Below are 15511 nucleotides of genomic sequence, written 5' to 3'. Positions count from 1 at the left end.
ATGAAGAGATTTAGGTTTAGACTGGATCCGGTTCTCCGTCTTCGTAAAATTGCGGAAGATAAGAAGCTTCAAGAATTATCGGAGCTAGTCGCGGAAATTAATCTTCGTAACCTTGAAATCGAAGAAAACGAGTCCAAGATTCAAAGCATCGCATCGACCCCTTTGGAAGGAAGTTCCGGCTTGCGAGAATATTCATATATGCAAACTTATATTCGTCAGCTGATTACCCGAAATACCGAACTACTGGAAGAAATCCATTCTTACGACGAGCCTATATCGAAAAAAAGGGCGGAAGTTACCGAAGCGAGAAAGGATAAAAAGGTGATGGAGCTCCTCAAGGAGAAGCGCTTTGAGGAATACATTAAGCGTTATAAGAAAGGCGAACAAGTCGAGGCCGAAGAACTCTTCTTAGTCGGATATTTTAGGGAACAACGGGAGGCAAGGGATGGAATTAAAAAAACTAGAAGGGATCCGAAAGTATTTACCTACGATACGGGAGGCGTCGAGCGGACCGGTACGGAAGATGCGGGACTTTCTGAACTCAGAAAGCTTTATGAGCGTTTTAAAAAGTGAACTACCCTTTCTGGAAGTGAAAAAAACCGCCCAGTCGGATCCGGTCGTAAGTTCGATGGTTAACCTAAGGGAAAAAATAACCGACCTTGAAACTAAAGCGGACCAATTGGAAAAAAGGATTTCCGGATCGAGATTGGATATCCGGGTTTAAGGATTATGGCAAGCCTCACCGATAAAGCACGAGCTGTTTATCTCGTTTTACTGATAGTTTTTCTCTTACTCATAGGTTTTTTTGCGTTCGATTATTTCCAAATTATCGATGCGTCCGAATTCTTTCCGTTTCTAAAAAAAGAACCGGGCTTGGTCAATGCCGATGCGGAATCCCCGTCGGAATTGGAAAAACTCGAATTCCGAAAGGAAATGGAGAGGCTTGCGAAAGATAGGGATGAGATTCTTCAAAAAGAGGGGGAAATAAAAAAAGAGCGGGAACGTCTCGACGCAGAACTGGAAAAAATCGGAGAGTTAAAACGCGGACTTACGACAAAAGAAAAAGAATTGAAGTCAGCCGAAGCGGAAAAAAATAGCAGGGAAAAACTGGTCAAAGTTCTAGCCGACAAGGTCGCGAATATGCCTCCGGACAACGCGGTTCAAATGCTTACGAACTGGCCGGATAAGGATATCATCGACGTATTCATTCAAATGGATAAGGATGCCGAACAAGACGGACGCCAAACGATAACGACTTATTTACTGACTTTATTTCCAGCGGAACGTCGAGCTACTATTACGAATAAGTGGTTATCCCGCTCCGATACGATTCGAGCGCCTGAATCTTCACCTGAATCCGAGGAATTGTAATGAACCCTAACAGAAGACCGATACGGTCATTTTTTATATTCCTGTTTCTCCTTTTGTGCATTGTTTCCTTGGCTGCGAAAGGAAAAAAGGCAAAGTACGTGAGCGGAGAGGACTTAGTCCGAAATCCTTCCAAAGCGGTAGGAGAAACGGTCCGATTGTCGGGCAATGTTTCTCATGTTCTGTATAAGGGAAATTCAGTAAGATTCGTACTTCAATTTTCCGGCAAGCCGGTCGTGCTAGATTCCGATGATTCCGGATTAATTAATCGAGTCAATGTAGGCGCTTACGTGGAAGTATGCGGATTCTATCTAAAGAATAAAAAGCTCGAATTGGACGGTAAGCGTACGGATATGCCTTCCATAGTGGTCGAACAACCTTATTGTTCGAACTGAGTTCAATTTTAATTAGTTAGCAACGTTTCTCTCTTTCAGTTTACTTTGCTCCGGAAGTTAAAGAGAGAAACTTCTCCACTCGCGCCTTAGCATTTTGTCGTATATTCGAATAAAATAAATGATAATCGACCAGATGATACGTATCGTCCTTCCCTATAGCCGGAAATCCTCTGCTATCCGGGTCGTGCACCCAAAGGATTCCTTCGTTACATTTCGCATCCGCAATCGCCGGTAAGATTCGATCAAAGTTTATCGGAAGACTGCCTAAATTCAGTTCTTTAGCCGCGTGTTTTTCATCATTCGTCCAGGTAAGAGGATTCATGCATAAGGAAGTGCGAAAACGATCCACAAGTCGATTCGGCGTTTTCCCCCATTTATACGAATTCCAATTGATTACGCATCCCGTTGATTCTGGCGATTCGCAAGCAGGAAGTCCCACTTCTTCCGCACGATATGGAAATCCGATTGCATAGGCTGCGATCAAATTATTTTTAATATCGGAAGGCGATATGACTTCCCTTAAAAGTCGACTAGCGTGTCTCGTCCCCTGGCTATGAGAAGCAAGGATCCACGGACGACCTTTATTCAGATTTTTTAGATAATAAAGAAATGCTTTTTTGACGTCGGCGTATGCGAAATCGATAGCCTCCTTTCCTTGTGGAGTCTCTTCCACAAAAACATAAAACGTTGCTTGTCTGTAACGAGGCGCATAGATCTTACAGCAATCGTTAAATGCACTCGCCTGGGATCGAATGGGTCCCTTGTCGGTTTTATTATTTAAACTTTCGCCCGCAATATCCGCGTTCCAATATTTACCGCCGATAATAAGCGTGGTTGGATGTATGAAAAATACGTCCGCTTTCGCTTCGGATTGTCGATCCACAAATCCTGAATTCTTAGGTACATCATCGGCGGGGTCGATTTTATCCGGATGAGAAGCCCAATCTTTCAAATCAGAATAATCCGGAGGAGTTAACCGGTTACTCATCTCAATATTTTCCTTAGGTTTAAGTAAAAATAAGCAGGAAATTCCGCAGAACAAAACGGGCCCCAAAAGGAATAAAAGAAATCGATGCTGTATAGAATTAAGGAAAGTGACCGGCAAATTTCGTAGAAATTTCATTCGCCAAAGCTACCCTAACTCCGATTTCCGGTCAAGCCTCGCCAAAACGAAAAACTCTCTTGTAAAAATTTAGTTCGTCAAGGCTTCGATCCGGAAAGAAGGATATGTTCCAACTTCGCGACGGCTTTTTCCAAATCGTCATTAACGATAATATATTGAAATTCGTTTTTTCTAGCCAATTCCAATTTACCGTTTCGAATTCGCGTAGCAATACTCTCTTCCGAATCGGTTCCGCGTCCTCTAAGTCTTTTTTCCCATTCGACTTCGCTCGGAGGAAGAATGAAAATGGTAACTGCGATCTCTTTCAGTTTTTCCTTAACAAGCGCGGCTCCCTGCACATCAAGATCCATGATGACCGACCGATCTTTCGATAAACAGTCTTCGATATATTTTCGAGGCGTACCGTAATAAAAATCATGGACTCGGGCCCATTCTAGAAATTCGCCTTCTTGAATTCCCCTTTCGAACGCCTCGTTGGTTAAAAAGAAGTAAGTGACGCCTTCCTGATCTCCTGGACGCGGAGGCCGAGTCGTACAAGAAATGGAAAAAGCAATCTCGGGATGCTTTTCGCGAATTCGATCGATCAGAGTGGATTTGCCTCCGCCCGCTACAGAGGAAAGGACAAAAAGCTTCGCAGACAATTTCAGTCTTTTTCTTCCTCTTCCTCGGCAATCGAATTATCTCTGCTTTCGATTCTGCGAGTCAAGGCCTCCACTCTAAGGTTTGAAAGAACCAAATGATTCGAGTCGGTGATTATAATGGAACGGGTTTTCTTTCCTTGCGTAGCGTCTATTAAACTATTATTACTTTTGGCTTCGTTTCGAATCCGTTTCGCGGATGCAGAATCGGAATGAATAATGCCGACGATTTTCGAGACCATCACTATATTTCCGAAACCAACGTTCAGGACGCTGAATTGAGACATCTAAACCCTCCGGTTTCTTTCAAGTCTGAATCGTTCAATTATATCCACCTCTCCGGTAGCAAGATCCAGTGCTTCTGAAATATCCGCATGAGAGTACCCTTTTTTCAAGAGGAAAACTACTTTCTCTATCTTCGTCGTTCCGACAGGTAAATCCTTTAAGATCGCTTCCGGAGAAATTTTTGCAACATCGGGCTTTTGCGGTTCTCTGCCGGAAATTTTCCTCTCTAAGAGTCTTCCGAAATCCTGCTCCACCGGAATCTTATTATCTCGAATTCTCGTGTTCGAAGGAGCTCCAGAATCTTCCGATCCGAATCCGGCTTTATAACCGGATTGGAATTTTAGACTTCCCGTTCCTCCTAGCTCCGATGGTAGCGAACTCCCTTCTTTGAAAGGGTCCCCGTCCAAAGAAATATCGAAGGTAGAACTAGGATTATAAATCGGTTGAGTAGGTCGAGTCGGAGACGGCGATGCCAATAATTCTTCCGGATCTTTCCAACCTAGAGCGTCCTTGATTTTTTTCCCGAAATTTTTGAGGATTCCTATGGTTCCGGAATCCGGCTCCGAAAGGTCATCTGTCTCGAGGTTTCCAACTCTAGTAGAAGTATCGGTTGCGGACTTTTTGCCGGAAATGACGGGAACTCCTTCCGGAAGATTTTGTTTATACAAATGTCCGACACCCGTTCCTGCTTTGGAAGTCAATACAGTGCGTTTGTCTTCCAGAGGATCCTGCGATTTCTTTAATTCTTTTTGTTTCTCGCGAATCAAGGTGAGGTATTCGTCTCGAAAGGCGGCCTCTGCAGATTTCGGCATCTCTTCCCAATCGACTTTATTCGGAGCGGAAACGGTTTCTTCCGAATGAATTTCTAATTCCGGTTCGCTTTCAAATTCCGTAATAGAATCCGTATGGGTTTCGAAATCGATAGAAACCTTTTCCACAACTCGATTCGGCAAATCTTCGACCTTTCTGAGAATGGATCGTAACGTTTCTTCCAGTGAATCCGTTTTTTGAACTAGAATCTTGTAGGCTTGGACCTTCGAATTCAAGAGTTCGATATGATTTTCCGCTTCAGTTTGAATTTCGTCTACGAGGGTGCGGACTTCTTCGTTTATACGACGAATCATATGAGTACGAATCCGCTTCGTGACTTGAGCGGTGATTCCGATGTATAATCCCACACCGAGAACTATGTTTAAAAAAAATACGGCAAAGAGTTCCATCTTTCCAACCTCGGGAGAGGGTTTCCAACAACATTCCTCCGAGTGGATTTTAGATTATTGCGATTTCCTATGCTATCAAATCCAATGATGAGCGGGAAGCGGTTTTGTATTCTATCTTTCTTCCGGACTTATCATAGGAGACGATTTTGTCCTTGCCGCCTTCGGGACGAGGTCCCTTAAACGAACGAATTTCCTTTTCGATCTCGCCGATTTTTTGAGTGTACGTCGTTCTCAGTCTTTCTCTATACTCTGGAGAAAGCGAAAACGTTTCAGCATACATCTGCACCGCATATTTTTTATCGATATTATACTCTCGAACCGCCTTTTCGTTTTGGGCGATTACGTTTGTCAGAGTATGCGGATGCTCCACCATCGTCCGACGAAGGATCTCAGTAGCTGCGCCGTATCCCAATAAGGGCTCATTTAGCCTCATTGCCTCTTATTTTACTCGACTTCGATTTTTTCTCCAGTCTTTTTTCTCGGGTTCCGGGTCTTGGTACGGAAGTTGCCTAATTACACCGTTTTCCTCGACGAAAGTCTTATGCTTGATTTCGTTTCGAGTCTTAAAGTCGGAATTACGAATTTTGAGAGTCACGCCGCCGTACAAAGTCTTTTCAATACAAATCTTACCGTTGGCGGCCTTATCTTCCATATAGTTTTGAAGGTTCTGGATCTCGTTATCATATTCTCGAACTCTAGTTTCCAGTTTTTCGACTGCCTTAGCCGTCTTAGCCAATTGCTGCTCATGATCCTGAGTAAAAGAAGCCGGGTCGCTTTCCTTCCTCGCTTTCAAGGTCTTGAGGCTTTTGGTAAGTTGTTCGAATTTCCCCTGGTTTTCCGCCAGCTTTTCCTCATAGTCCGCGATCTGTTTCAAGACCTTCGGATCGGTTCCGACCACGAGCTCCGTCGGTGGATTGGCGGAAGAGCCGATTACTTTTGCGGCAATCAGTTCGGCTGCACGAATCGTTCCTCCTACAATTTGACCTCGCTTCCCGTTCGAAACTACTTTGCCGCCTGCGCTAATGAAACAATGAAGAATCCCTTCTTGCACGATTACGTCTTTTTCGGTAATCACGGTTGCATTCTGTATAAACTTAGCGATCACGTTTCCGCCGGTGGATTCGATGCGAGCTTCGTCGCGTCCTGAAACCCCTTGCCTAATAATGATATCGCCGTCGGCTTCCACATTGGCTTTTTGTACAGTTCCGTAGATCTCGATGTTCCCAGCGGCTTTTACCGAATAATTATCTTCCACATTGCCGGTAATAATGACCGAGCCGAGGAAAGTAACATTTCCGGTTTTAATTCCTACGTCGCCGTTTACCCTATATACGGTCTCTACGGAGAGACGACCGGCGGCATAGACCACTTGTCCGTTTACTTCCGCGGTGAGCTTGGTTCTATCGTCGGAAAGGATAGTTCCTTTTCCTTGTTTCAGCTCAGTATCCAATCCGTCTTTGGCCGGTAGGAGTTCATTAAACAGGGTCCGACCGTATTTCCCTTTTTCCGCGGGAATCTTTTCCGCAAGCAACTGGCCTACCACAACGTTCTCAATGAGGTCCATATCTTTATAATCGACACGGCCGGATTCATCTTCCCGGAATATGACGTTCTTCTGAGTACGAACACGATAGGTAATCGTAGCATTCTTTCCGTTGATCGGTAAATCACCTTCGGCTGCCGTAAAGGGTTGGTTATAGAACTCTTCCTCCAGACGTCGTTGGATCTCATCTTCCTTGATGCCGTATTTAATGCCTGCATTCTTGAGATAGTTGATCACGTCCCGAACCTCTAAATCTCGACCCCCGGGTTTGGGGGGAACTAAGGTTACTTTCGCCTTCATCCGATCCATAGCGACATCCAGGACCAGTTTAGCTTCCATTCCCGGCCTAGCTTTCATGTTGGAGATATAGGTCGGCTCTCCTTTAGCTTCTTTTACCAACTTCCGAATTTGAACGTCATCAACCTGATCAACGCCCCTAACGGATAGCTTTTTAGAAACTTCGGAAATTTCGACGGCTCTTCCTTCCCCTGACGGAGGGAAGACTGTCAGATAAACTCCGTTGCGAAGTATCTGCACTAAAATGCGGCCGTCCTTATCTTTCGGTTGCAGGAACTCCTTTAGATCTTTGGAAACTAATTTACCGGACCCGCCAGTAAGTTTTTGATCCAACTCCGAAAGTTCGTCCAGAAAATTGTCTTCGGGAACGATAGAGGCTCGAATATGCCAAGGTTCGGAACCGAAGAGCTTCTTCTTCCCGCGCTTTAATACGATATAATCGATCTCGTGGGGTTTTTTCCGAAGATGCGAAGCCGCAAGTTGAACACACTTCTCTAATGTTTCGGCAATGACTTCTACCTGCTCCTTCTGGAGCCGATCTAATTCCTTGGATTGGTCTTTTAAGAAAGAAGTTAAGGATGACATATTATTTACCCGAGGAAAGTAAAGACAGGTTTCGTTTCGAGCCTGGAGTTGTTGCTATCATTCTGCGATTCCTCCCAAACGAATAGGCCCTTATTCACCGAGCAATTCCGACTACCTTGTTGCTCGCCTCACCGAAGATAGAGGGAGAATTTACTTTTTAGTTATGACCGATTTCACTTTTCCCAGTTTACTTCTAAGCCTCGCGACTGCGCGAGTATGCAACTGCGAAATTCTTGATTCGGTAACTTCCAGGACTTCTCCGATCTCTTTCAACGTTAGATCTTCGTAATAATAAAGGACGATTACTTTCTTTTCTTTATCCGGAAGAGTTTTGATGGCTTCGACGATTACGTTCTTGATTTCTTCCTTTTCGATAATCGTATCCGGATTCATATTCATCGGAGATTCCAAAGTTTCCATAAAAGAAACTTCGTCGTTCTCATCGCCGAGGAACCAAATATCGTTAAGCGAAACTAGAGAGGTACCGCTGATTTTAGTTAAAAGAGTATTGAACTCTTCTACGGAAATACCCATTTCCTTTGCAATGGCCTCATCTTCGACATGAGCGCCTTCTTTATTTTCCAACATCCCGATGATTTGTTCGAGCTGTTTCGCCTTCTGGCGGATCGAACGCGGAATCCAATCGATAGAACGCAGCTCATCAAAGATAGAACCGCGAATCCGAGTCATTGCATAGGTTTTGAATTTGATCTGCCGATCCGGATCGAACTTCTCAATCGCATCCAGAAGTCCGAAGACTCCGTAGGAAACTAGATCGTCGAACTCGACATTCTGAGGCATTCCGATTGCGATGCGACCCGCAACGTGTTTGACCAAGGGAGAATATTTTTCTACGAGATAACTGCGTATGTTCTGGTCTTTGGTGTCCCGATAGGACTTCCACAGTTCCGTCTCATCCGTATTATTATATTTATCAAAAAGTTTGGACATAACATCGGACTGGGAAGGTCCCTCGTTTAAGAGTGTCGTGGACCAAACCGATTTGCAATAGCATTTTTTGTCGCAAAAAAGGGGAAATCAAGCAGTTTTTTGTCTCATTAGTAAATGAGAGCCGATTGCGGGAGAAATATGCCGCTCTAGGATAAAATACGTCTCGGTTTCATGAAAAAAAAGAAGAATAAGAAAAAAAGCTTATAAAAATCCCGGATGTTCAACCTAGGGCATCGACTTGGAAATATTATTTTTCCGAACTGCCGTCGTCCCTGGCGAGCATCGTTCGAATAGCTTCGGCCATAAGTTTCGGTTCATTTTTAATGGCGATATTTTCGACCATGATATGGTCTCCGAATTTATCCGCCTTTTTACGGGGAATTCCCGCAACTGTGGCTCGAATTTCTTCCGGCCCGCTTGAGGAATCGAAGTTTACCCCGGACATGTCGCTGTCCATTCTCTCTCCATAAAGTCCGGAATGCCCTCCTTCTCTCGCTTCCCCGTCTTCGGCAGATACATACGAACCTCCGAAGTTCCGCAACAGTTCTAAAAACTCGGGAACTTTTATCTCAAGAATCGTATATACGCCGAACCCAAAGGCTGCCATTCCGACCGTAGAAAGAATCGTGATGAAAAGGATATGGCTAACGTAATTTCCCGCTAAGAATCCGCAAATTGCGCTGATCACTAAGCCAAGGAAGGCAAAAAGAATTAGAAAGCCGATCTGAAGGTTCAATTGTCGTCTAAACTTTGCTGCTTCTCACGGACATCCACGAAATTGAAGAATTTCTTAAAGAAACCGCCGATTCCGGAATCCTCTTGCGAATCCATTTCTTGATTCAGCAGAGAATAAGTGATCCGATTGAGGCAGGCAGCCGCCTTACTTTTTGGTGAATGAATGATATACGGTTTTTGTTCCCGGATACTTTTCTCCACTTCGTCGTCTTGAAAGATAAAGCCTAGATTTTCAACTCTGACTTCCAGGAATTGGCCGGAGATATCGATCACTCGATCGGCGACTTTCTTCCCTTCGATCGCGGAGCGAACTCGATTTACGACCATTTTCAGGTTTTTGTCCCTGCTCTGAGAAACGATTGCCTTAATCAAGCCGTAAGAATCGGTGATTGCGGTCGGCTCCGGAGTAGTCACTACGATGACATCGTCCGCAGGCAGTGTTAATCCGATTACGTTGGAACTAATCCCAGCCCCGGTATCGATGATCATATAGTCGTAGGATTCCAGATCCGCAAAACCTTTGATTAAATTATTTCTTTGCGTATCGTTCAGGTTCGCAAGTTGCGAATAACCGCTCGCTCCCGCAATAATATCCACGCCTTCCGGTGCTTGAATGATAATATCTTTTAAACTCTTATGTCCCTTAACAACATGATATAAATTATATTTGGGAATAATCCCCAAAATAACATTTACGTTTGCGAGACCTAAGTCTCCGTCGAAAACCAAAACCTTCTGTCCAGCTTTAGCCATCGAGATAGCGAGATTCACGGAAATCGTACTTTTTCCGACCCCGCCTTTTCCCGAAGCTATTGCAATAATTTTGGTCATAGGTTTGGTTGAAGAAACGAGTTTAAGACTCGTATTACCCTCGGTTAATTTCCGTAGTTGGGTCGCTTGGTCCATCCTAACCTCTTCCTCGAACGTTCTTCGTCCTTGATCGATTTAACCGATTGTAGAGAAGATTTCGCCTCTGATATCTTTGATTCTTTCCGGATTTACCACGCACTCGGCAAGTAGATGCTTATCCGCAGGGATCATATCAAAAGGCACTTCTTGACCGACGCTTAGATGGGTAAAACCCTTATTTAGTGTATCGGCTAGTTCCAGAAATCCACCTAAAAATTCCGCTTCGTCTAATTTGGTTAATAAAATTCTGCGGAAACCCAAAGGTTCGTAGGCTTTCATCACCGAGTGGGAATGATGATACGATGATGTAGACGATAATACAAGGATATTTTCAACGCTATCTTTTTCCCCGAAAGCCGAAAGATAACCGTGCATCTTGCCTAGTTGATCCATATTTCGATGGCTATAACCTGCAGTGTCGATCAGAATCAATTCGGAACCGTCTCTCGCAAGAGTCTCCTGGAAACGTTTTAGATCCTTTACTGCATAAAATGGCATTTCCATGGTATCTGCGTACCGTTTTAGTTGCTCGATTGCGGCAATCCGATAGTTGTCAGTCGTATAGAGAGAAACGGCCTTCCCCATGTGCAGATGATATTTCGCTGCGAGCTTTGCGATACTGGTGGTTTTACCGCTTCCTGTCGGACCGACAAAAAAGACCACCTTTCTCTGTCCACGCCCGGTACCCTTGAAAATATCCGCCTCGGCTTGCACTCTTTCGGAAAGTACTTCGATCGCTTTTTCCTGAACGGAAACGGACCTGGATCTATCCAAAGGAGACAGGCGCTGTTCGACGGCAGATGCAATTTCGTTCGCATATCTGGCGCTCATTCCTTCTTGAATTAGCCGGTCTTTCAATCGACCTAGATGGGAATCAGGTTCGGACTTTCTAACGTTTCTGAGTCTCGGTTCAAATTCCTGTGCAAAGGAGATTCCGAGTTTTTCCTCCGCATTCCCTTCGTCGGAAATAAATTCTTCCGGCAAGGATATAACCGATGGAATCGTCCGGCGAGAACGCTCTTCCCAGGAAGGAATTTCGTCCAAGCTTTTTCGTCTTTCGACCGTTTGACTCGATTTCTGTTTTAGGAGTTCTTTTAAGTCTTGAAGCTTCTTCTCGACCTTTTCGCGAGAACTCGCTTTTTCAGGGATTCCGACCTGGATCTCGATGACTTTTTTCGCCATGAGTCCAGTTCCGAAAACTCCTCCTTCCGTAAGGATTCGATGCTCGATAACGTGAGCTTCCGGTCCGTACTTCATTTTCATCTGCATTAAGCAATCTTGTAGGTCTTTGCCTCTAATCTTTGCGAAATCCATACATCCTCCCTTTCTATTAAGCTTATATAATTCTTTTGATCAAAGCGTCTCGACGGTCTCGGCTGCCTGCGTTTGGGTGACTCGCAACTCGCCAACTATGACGGTGGGAACGGAAGAATGAACTTCCTCCAGCGCAAGAACTGCAAAATTTCGAGGAGGAAATTCCTTGGCCAGGAAATATGCAAAAGGCATCCGCACCTCTCGATTCACGACGTAAATAGGAAAGCCTCTGCTCTCCTGAATTTTCCGATTCATCTCCGCCACAGATTCTAAAAGACGTCTCTGAAATTCGGGAGGAAGAACCAAAATATCCCTGCCTTCGAGTCGGTCTTGCGCCAACGATTTGTTCAGGCGGTCCAAAACTCTTCCTTCTACAACGACGGCCTGTAACTTCCCATCCACCATATAATCTTTCACGATCGTATTCGAGATGGCTTGTCTTACGAATTCGGTAAGAACGTAAGGATTCGGATACTTGGGCATCTTGTTTGCGATAGTTTCCAAAATCGGTACCAAATTGCGAATTCCCAAACCTTCCCGAAGAAGATTCTGTAAAACCTGCTGGAGCATTCCTAGATTTCCGGGTTTGTCGGCTTCCAGTTCCTGGACCAATGTCGGATATTGAGAACGATAATGATCCAGGAGTTTTTTAACTTCTTCTCTTCCCAATAAACTTGCGGCGTGAGTCGCAAGTAATTCTCGCAGGTAAGTGATGATGACTGTAGAAGCATCCACGACGATGAATCCTTTCGATTCGGCGTCGCCCTTCGTATCCGAGGAAATCCATTTTGCCGTTCTTCCATATGCAGGCTCGACGAAAGCTTCTCCCTCGATGGAAGTAATCTCTTGGCTCTCCGCCGAAGGCATCGCCATAAGCTTATCGGGTCTGATCGTACTCGAACCGACTTCCACGCCGTTGATTTTGATCGTAAATTGATCCGGCGGAATTTCCAAATTATCTAAAATACGAATCGGTGGAATGACGATCCCGCTCTCTCTCGCGAACTTTGCACGCAAATTGGAAATCTGATCCATAAGCGTTCCGCCTTGCGACGTATCGACCAAAGGAACCAAATGATAACCGAATTCGATTTCGATCGGTTCGATTCTAAGTTCGTCGTAATAATCTCTAGGTTTGCGATCCGAAACGGATTCTTTTTCCTTCTTCTCCAAAACGTCCAGTTGCTCCTGGACGGTGCGCTCCATAGAATAGGCCAAATAAGCCAGCCCGCCCGACATCAAAAGCATAGGTATGAACGGCAGTCCCGGAATAAAAGCGCCCAATCCCATCGAAGCAGCTACGACATACAGAACCTTCGAATTTGCAAACAACTGAGTCTTGAACTGCTTTGCCAAATCGGATTCGGAACCTGAGCGAGTTACGATAATACCGGTGGCAACCGTCGTTAGTAGAGCTGGAATCTGCGATACTAATCCGTCTCCAATGGTGAATTTTCCGTAAGTTTCTATCGCGGAAACAAAGGATTCTCCTCTAATACTGGCTCCAATGACGACCCCGCCGATCAAATTGATCGCAGTAATGATCAACCCGGCCCGAACGTCTCCCTGGACGAATTTACTCGCACCATCCATGGATCCGTAAAAATCCACTTCGGCTTCGATCTTCTTTCTCCGTTTCTTGGCTTCTTCTTCGTTGATATTTCCGGTAGAGAGCTCCATATCGATGGCCATCTGCTTTCCGGGTAGGGCGTCCAACGTGAACCTGGCAGCGACTTCCGAAATCCGGGTCGCACCCTTGGTGATCACCAATACTTGCACGATCACTAAGATAAGAAAGATTATGAATCCTACTACGTATTTACTCAAACCTGATTCGCTTCCGACTATGAAGGACCCGAATGCGTCTATGATCGCGCTATTTACCGCTGGCCCTTTGGAAAGAATCTGCCTAGTAGTCGATACGTTTAATGCTAGTCGATAAATCGTAGTTATCAACAAAAGACTGGGAAAAACGGAGAATTCCGCGGGCTCCTTGATCGAAAGCGAGGTCAATACGATCAAAAGACTGATTGCTAGGCTGAACAAAATCAATAAATCCAGGATCACTCCCGGCAAGGGAACGACTAACATCGCGACGATCGAAACCGCGCCGGCGCCTAGGATAAAGTCCGACTGCATGTACCATTTCTTTTCCATACGTTTCTCCTAGTCGTCTACGATGCGTTACGGAACGCTTTCCTGAAGGATTCGAGTTTTGTAAAGATCACACTGAGAGCGGTATAGAAGCGTGCCGGAACTTCCTGCCCGATCTCCACTTCGTCGTACAAGGTTCTGGCCATCGGGCGATCCTCCACTGTGGGAACTCCGTTGGATTTTGCGACTCGAATGATTCGTAGGGCAAAATCGTCGACACCTTTCGCAATCACGATCGGAGCCTTATGAATGGACGGTTTATATTCCAAGGCCACGGCAAAATGGGTCGGATTGGTTATGACGACGTCCGCCTTGGGAACTTCGGTAAGCATTCGACTTTTCTTAATCGTATCTCGAGCCATCTGGCGACGACGCGCTTGTAAGGACGGATCTCCGTCCTGTTCTTTCATTTCACGTTTGGCTTCAGATGGGGTCATTTTCAACGATTCTTCGTATTCATAACGCTGGAAGAAATAGTCTCCTACGCTGATCGCCAATAGTAGAATCCCGACTACTACAAATATTTTGAATGCAGTATATGTGATCAGAGAAACCGACTCTTCCAATCCCATATGTCCTAACATGAGGATCCTGAAGAAATCCTTCTCGATGATAAAGTACGAAACCCAGCCGATGATTGCGACCTTGGCCAAAGATTTTCCCAAATTAAATAGGGTTTGTCGATTCGGAAGAACCTTCTTAAAGTTCGGTCGAATCCGACTGAAATTAAACGCCAAGGCCCTTGGCGCGAATAAGAATCCTACTTGGACAACGTTCCCTACGATAGCCGCAACGACCGTAATTCCCATTAACGGCAAAAGTAATTGGGTGATATCCCATAGTGCGTTATTCATAAGTGTTGAAACCGCTTCCAAGCTTACCGAATCCGCAGATCTAATTCCGAAAAAATACTTTCGAAGTAGGTAGTACGACTTCATGAAAAAGTATTCTCCCATAATATACATCAGTACTACACCGGCGAGTAGAACGATTGCGGAAGGAACTTCGGAACTCTTCGGGACATTCCCTTTTTCCCGTTCTTCTCTTCTTCTCCTCTCGCTACCCGGTTGAGTACGACCTTCGTCCTCGGCCGCAAACAGTTGCAGATCGATTCGAAAGTTTTCAGCGGCAAAAGATAGGTCGGATATCTCTCCGTTCTCACATCTTCGAGGGAAGAGCCGGAAAACAAGTGGGATCCATAAGCACTTCATAAAGTCGGCCATTCCTTTAGTAAGAGGTTCACCTTTTCAAAGGAAAGCTGAAACGCCGAGTCCATTTGCGAGACTATGAAGGGAACGATCAATATCAGTACGATCAGGCCGATCGCAATCTTAATCGGGAAACTCAATTGCAAAATATTCAATTGAGGCGCCGCTTTTCCCATCAATGCCTCCGAAACTGTGACAAGAAAAAGAACGCCGAGAACGGGAAGAGAGATCTTAAACGCTACAAGAAACATCGCCCCGACCGCGCCTTCCATTGCTCGATACAAACCGTCTTGAATTTCAGGGACGAGCTTTAGAATCTGAATTTTTTCGAACGAATATGCAAGACTTTCGAACAAGAAACGATAAGCGCCTAGAGTTAAAAATAGCAACATCCCGAGCATATTTTTTAGAGTACTGATAACCGGAAGACTCGTCTGGGAAATCGGATCCAAAATCTCCGCATAACCGAAACCTAGCTGCACGTTGAAAAATTCTCCAGCCATCTGAAACGAGGCAAAAACGAGACTTATTAAAAATCCCATTAATATTCCGATCAAGACCTCGCCGATCGCGACCAAGCCGTAATCCACCATATTTCCGGGAATAGGAGGAACAAAACCCGCCGATACGGGAAAAAGGATTACAGCTATCAGAAAACCTAATGAAATTCTTTGGGCAAACGTAATCGATACGAATGAGAATACGGGAGCAACGGACAAGAGTCCCACTATCCTAGCAAGGATCAGAAGAAAAACTTGGAAATTACCGACGAAATACTCCATTAAA

At 44.9% G+C, this 15511-nt stretch carries 17 protein-coding genes; 4 read left to right on the top strand and 13 right to left on the bottom strand.

Annotation, left to right across the window (positions count from 1 at the left end):
* The 4 genes from fliJ to LEP1GSC050_RS02330 are packed head-to-tail and all read left to right on the top strand — an operon-like array spanning position 1 to position 1763.
* Complete coding sequence (gene fliJ / locus LEP1GSC050_RS02340; RefSeq protein ID WP_010569461.1) at positions 1-573, top strand: flagellar export protein FliJ; 573 nt, start codon at positions 1-3, stop codon at positions 571-573.
* Positions 554-724 (top strand): hypothetical protein, encoded by a 171-nt coding sequence (locus LEP1GSC050_RS20780; RefSeq protein WP_020987040.1) that lies wholly within the window; start codon positions 554-556, stop codon positions 722-724. Before fliJ ends, LEP1GSC050_RS20780 begins: the two co-directional genes overlap by 20 nt.
* A gap of 5 nt (positions 725-729) precedes the next feature.
* Positions 730-1371, top strand: coding sequence for a periplasmic-type flagellar collar protein FlbB (locus LEP1GSC050_RS02335; RefSeq protein ID WP_010569460.1), 642 nt, complete (start codon positions 730-732; stop codon positions 1369-1371).
* On the top strand, positions 1371-1763 hold the full coding sequence (locus LEP1GSC050_RS02330; RefSeq protein ID WP_010569459.1) for a transporter: 393 nt from the start codon (positions 1371-1373) through the stop codon (positions 1761-1763). The genes LEP1GSC050_RS02335 and LEP1GSC050_RS02330 overlap by 1 nt, the downstream gene beginning before the upstream one ends.
* 40 nt (positions 1764-1803) lie before the next feature.
* On the opposite strand, the gene LEP1GSC050_RS02325 is transcribed toward LEP1GSC050_RS02330, so the two are convergent.
* The 13 genes from LEP1GSC050_RS02325 to fliR all read right to left on the bottom strand — a co-directional run bounded on the left by LEP1GSC050_RS02325 (position 1804) and on the right by fliR (position 15507).
* The gene (locus LEP1GSC050_RS02325; protein WP_232225637.1) at positions 1804-2751 is read right to left on the bottom strand and encodes a DUF3089 domain-containing protein; all 948 of its coding nucleotides are present in this window, start codon (positions 2749-2751) and stop codon (positions 1804-1806) included.
* Between the two features lie 212 nt (positions 2752-2963).
* The gene (gene gmk, locus LEP1GSC050_RS02320) at positions 2964-3527 is read right to left on the bottom strand and encodes a guanylate kinase (protein WP_010569457.1); all 564 of its coding nucleotides are present in this window, start codon (positions 3525-3527) and stop codon (positions 2964-2966) included.
* A 2-nt stretch (positions 3528-3529) separates the two neighbouring features.
* A complete protein-coding gene (locus LEP1GSC050_RS02315) occupies positions 3530-3811 on the bottom strand; it encodes a DUF370 domain-containing protein (RefSeq protein ID WP_010418751.1) in 282 nt (93 codons plus the stop codon).
* Positions 3812-5029, bottom strand: coding sequence for a hypothetical protein (locus LEP1GSC050_RS02310; protein ID WP_010569456.1), 1218 nt, complete (start codon positions 5027-5029; stop codon positions 3812-3814).
* Positions 5030-5096: 67 nt separating this feature from the next.
* Positions 5097-5462: a hypothetical protein gene (locus tag LEP1GSC050_RS02305; RefSeq protein ID WP_010569455.1), complete on the bottom strand. Its 366-nt coding sequence runs from the start codon at positions 5460-5462 to the stop codon at positions 5097-5099.
* A 6-nt stretch (positions 5463-5468) separates the two neighbouring features.
* Positions 5469-7454 carry a FapA family protein gene (locus LEP1GSC050_RS02300; RefSeq protein WP_010569454.1) on the bottom strand — a complete coding sequence of 662 codons (1986 nt, stop codon included), beginning with the start codon at positions 7452-7454 and terminating at the stop codon, positions 5469-5471.
* A gap of 150 nt (positions 7455-7604) precedes the next feature.
* The gene (gene whiG / locus LEP1GSC050_RS02295) at positions 7605-8405 is read right to left on the bottom strand and encodes an RNA polymerase sigma factor WhiG (RefSeq protein ID WP_010418741.1); all 801 of its coding nucleotides are present in this window, start codon (positions 8403-8405) and stop codon (positions 7605-7607) included.
* A gap of 247 nt (positions 8406-8652) precedes the next feature.
* Complete coding sequence (locus tag LEP1GSC050_RS02290; RefSeq protein ID WP_010569453.1) at positions 8653-9141, bottom strand: hypothetical protein; 489 nt, start codon at positions 9139-9141, stop codon at positions 8653-8655.
* The gene (locus tag LEP1GSC050_RS02285) at positions 9138-10046 is read right to left on the bottom strand and encodes a MinD/ParA family protein (RefSeq protein ID WP_010569452.1); all 909 of its coding nucleotides are present in this window, start codon (positions 10044-10046) and stop codon (positions 9138-9140) included. The genes LEP1GSC050_RS02290 and LEP1GSC050_RS02285 overlap by 4 nt, the downstream gene beginning before the upstream one ends.
* A 39-nt stretch (positions 10047-10085) precedes the next feature.
* Positions 10086-11363: a flagellar biosynthesis protein FlhF gene (gene flhF / locus LEP1GSC050_RS02280; RefSeq protein WP_010569451.1), complete on the bottom strand. Its 1278-nt coding sequence runs from the start codon at positions 11361-11363 to the stop codon at positions 10086-10088.
* A gap of 39 nt (positions 11364-11402) precedes the next feature.
* Positions 11403-13520, bottom strand: coding sequence for a flagellar biosynthesis protein FlhA (locus LEP1GSC050_RS02275; protein WP_010569450.1), 2118 nt, complete (start codon positions 13518-13520; stop codon positions 11403-11405).
* A 17-nt stretch (positions 13521-13537) separates the two neighbouring features.
* The gene (gene flhB, locus LEP1GSC050_RS02270; protein ID WP_010569449.1) at positions 13538-14728 is read right to left on the bottom strand and encodes a flagellar biosynthesis protein FlhB; all 1191 of its coding nucleotides are present in this window, start codon (positions 14726-14728) and stop codon (positions 13538-13540) included.
* The gene (gene fliR, locus LEP1GSC050_RS02265; protein WP_010569448.1) at positions 14725-15507 is read right to left on the bottom strand and encodes a flagellar biosynthetic protein FliR; all 783 of its coding nucleotides are present in this window, start codon (positions 15505-15507) and stop codon (positions 14725-14727) included. Before fliR ends, flhB begins: the two co-directional genes overlap by 4 nt.
* Positions 15508-15511 lie beyond the last annotated feature (4 nt).

The organism is Leptospira broomii serovar Hurstbridge str. 5399 (assembly GCF_000243715.2).
GTDB lineage: Bacteria > Spirochaetota > Leptospiria > Leptospirales > Leptospiraceae > Leptospira_B > Leptospira_B broomii.
This window is presented reverse-complemented; position numbering and strand designations above follow the sequence as displayed.

What these genes read in the sequence shown, in the direction of transcription:
- fliJ (WP_010569461.1), top strand. Translation starts at nt 1, where the DNA reads ATGAAGAGATTTAGGTTTAGACTGGATCCGGTTCTCCGTCTTCGTAAA.
- LEP1GSC050_RS20780 (WP_020987040.1), top strand. Translation starts at nt 554, where the DNA reads ATGAGCGTTTTAAAAAGTGAACTACCCTTTCTGGAAGTGAAAAAAACC.
- LEP1GSC050_RS02335 (WP_010569460.1), top strand. Translation starts at nt 730, where the DNA reads ATGGCAAGCCTCACCGATAAAGCACGAGCTGTTTATCTCGTTTTACTG.
- LEP1GSC050_RS02330 (WP_010569459.1), top strand. Translation starts at nt 1,371, where the DNA reads ATGAACCCTAACAGAAGACCGATACGGTCATTTTTTATATTCCTGTTT.
- LEP1GSC050_RS02325 (WP_232225637.1), bottom strand. Translation starts at nt 2,751, where the DNA reads ATGAGTAACCGGTTAACTCCTCCGGATTATTCTGATTTGAAAGATTGG.
- LEP1GSC050_RS02315 (WP_010418751.1), bottom strand. Translation starts at nt 3,811, where the DNA reads ATGTCTCAATTCAGCGTCCTGAACGTTGGTTTCGGAAATATAGTGATG.
- LEP1GSC050_RS02310 (WP_010569456.1), bottom strand. Translation starts at nt 5,029, where the DNA reads ATGGAACTCTTTGCCGTATTTTTTTTAAACATAGTTCTCGGTGTGGGA.
- LEP1GSC050_RS02305 (WP_010569455.1), bottom strand. Translation starts at nt 5,462, where the DNA reads ATGAGGCTAAATGAGCCCTTATTGGGATACGGCGCAGCTACTGAGATC.
- LEP1GSC050_RS02300 (WP_010569454.1), bottom strand. Translation starts at nt 7,454, where the DNA reads ATGTCATCCTTAACTTCTTTCTTAAAAGACCAATCCAAGGAATTAGAT.
- whiG (WP_010418741.1), bottom strand. Translation starts at nt 8,405, where the DNA reads ATGTCCAAACTTTTTGATAAATATAATAATACGGATGAGACGGAACTG.
- LEP1GSC050_RS02285 (WP_010569452.1), bottom strand. Translation starts at nt 10,046, where the DNA reads ATGGACCAAGCGACCCAACTACGGAAATTAACCGAGGGTAATACGAGT.
- flhF (WP_010569451.1), bottom strand. Translation starts at nt 11,363, where the DNA reads ATGGATTTCGCAAAGATTAGAGGCAAAGACCTACAAGATTGCTTAATG.
- LEP1GSC050_RS02275 (WP_010569450.1), bottom strand. Translation starts at nt 13,520, where the DNA reads ATGGAAAAGAAATGGTACATGCAGTCGGACTTTATCCTAGGCGCCGGC.
- flhB (WP_010569449.1), bottom strand. Translation starts at nt 14,728, where the DNA reads ATGAAGTGCTTATGGATCCCACTTGTTTTCCGGCTCTTCCCTCGAAGA.
- fliR (WP_010569448.1), bottom strand. Translation starts at nt 15,507, where the DNA reads ATGGAGTATTTCGTCGGTAATTTCCAAGTTTTTCTTCTGATCCTTGCT.